The organism is Moorena sp. SIO3I6, from assembly GCF_010672095.1.
In genome coordinates, this window is record NZ_JAAHHU010001014.1 from 1 (window position 1) to 1,791 (window position 1,791).

Here is a 1,791-nt window from a genome sequence, read left to right on the forward strand (position 1 = left end):
TAGGTGATGCCATTCAGCTTCCTTGGCCCGATGCCAGTTTTGATCATGTTTATGCCATCTGGTTCTTAGAACATGTCTCAAATCCCAAAGCAATTCTGGAGGAAGCGTACCGTGTCCTCAAGCCAGGCGGTCGAATTACCGTAACTGAAACTGATTACGAAACTCACCTGATTTGGCCTGACTCACCTGATTATCAATATTTACTACAATCTTACCGTGAAATGTTCTTATATGCAGATGGTAATCCCTGTATAGGGCGAATTTTGGGACCACTTTTAACTTCAGTGGGTTTTCAGGAGGTCACTAATATACCATGGGCGTTTTATAACTTTGGTAATACTGAAGATCAAGATCTAGAGAAGTTGGTAGAGTATATGCACTCTTGTATACAACCAACTCTCATGGAAATGACACGAAAACTGGGAAAGGATTCTCAAAGGCTAGAAGCCGGTCTAGAATTTTTCCGAAATCTTACGAACCAGCCTGAGTGTGCCGCAGCATTGACAATATATCGGGCATCAGGGAAACGATAGTCAAGTTAAAGACTACAACACTCTTGAATTAGTCTAAACTACTATAATAAATAGTATACTGATGTTTTTGGGTAAATTTTTTAACAAGATATTTTTGTATGGTTACATTTCATTCGGTTTCTCAGAAAGAATCACCAGTGTCTCTGAGTTTTCCTGAGAATAACTCAACTACTCCAGATCGGAATTACCAAAGCCTAGAAGCACTCATTGATTTTTACGAGCAAAAAGATATAAGAAATGACTACTTCCAGTGGTTGCATTCAAGGCCTATCGATCTTTCCAGCATTTGGTTGCTTCTCCATAATCTTCAGGGGATTACTGCAGAGTTTGTTCGCTGGCTCGCTCGCTAGTGCTGTGTCTAGAATCGACGATAATGTTATTCGTTGCTTACTTGTAAAACAGCTCTATGATGAACTTGGAAACGGAAATCCTGAACAGTGTCATACTTTACTATATAATCGCTTTTATCATGCCTTTCATCCCTGGCAACCAGAGTCAATTGCTACCGGGAAGATGGATGCTCTGAACATTAGCTCACCTGGGATAAAACTAAGACAACGACTAGAAGGCTATTTTAATGCTCCTGATCCGACTATTATCATCGCTGCATTTTTGGTAGAAGAGATTTACGCCAAGAAGTTCATTGAATGTCTCAATGAGCAAATCATGCGGACTCAGGAAATTTCTGAGCATGATCTAACTTGGCTCACCTTACATAGCGTGGTAGAAGCGGATCATGCTGGAGATTCTATCCATCTAGCCCGCCGTCTGGATGAGATAGAAGTTTCCCGTAGCCTAGTTTATATGGTGACTGAAGAGGTATGGAATATTTTTATGCGCTTCCAGGATGAGATGTATGCACTCAATCTTGAACTATTTTCAGTAGATATCTCCAGAAAATAGATGAGGTTTAGACGCTTCTGTTATCGATCACTACTTGTGTACCACTACCATTAATCTGAATTATAAATTATATACTCCTACTAAGTCTCTGATTAATGCAGTAGAATTACTATGACTTTCTAGCAGGGTAATCGCATCTTAGTAGAGTTCTAAAAGTCCAGTAACCTGACCTAAAATTTGACTGTAGAATGGCTGATTATACCCTCAGAAAAGTTTGAGGATATCGTTGGTGTGTACCAGTCCTGTTAGTCAACACTCCTGGAGCCTAACCGGCTTCGGTTAATAGATTCAGTCCATCACCTCCAATGATTGCTCCTCAACAATCTTGCATCACCCTCAAAAAATGCCTCACTTC

3 protein-coding genes are annotated in these 1,791 nt (G+C 40.3%); all 3 read left to right on the top strand.

Going from position 1 to position 1,791, the window contains the following annotated elements; translation table 11 throughout:
* Nucleotides 1-533 (top strand): methyltransferase domain-containing protein (locus F6K49_RS45540; RefSeq protein WP_293108804.1); only part of this gene is annotated, 533 nt, incomplete at its 5' end.
* Nucleotides 534-631: 98 nt separating this feature from the next.
* Nucleotides 632-883, top strand: a complete 252-nt coding sequence (locus tag F6K49_RS45545) for a hypothetical protein (RefSeq protein WP_293108809.1) — start codon at nucleotides 632-634, stop codon at nucleotides 881-883.
* Complete coding sequence (locus tag F6K49_RS45550) at nucleotides 861-1,436, top strand: iron-containing redox enzyme family protein (RefSeq protein WP_293108814.1); 576 nt, start codon at nucleotides 861-863, stop codon at nucleotides 1,434-1,436. The genes F6K49_RS45545 and F6K49_RS45550 overlap by 23 nt, the downstream gene beginning before the upstream one ends.
* Nucleotides 1,437-1,791 lie beyond the last annotated feature (355 nt).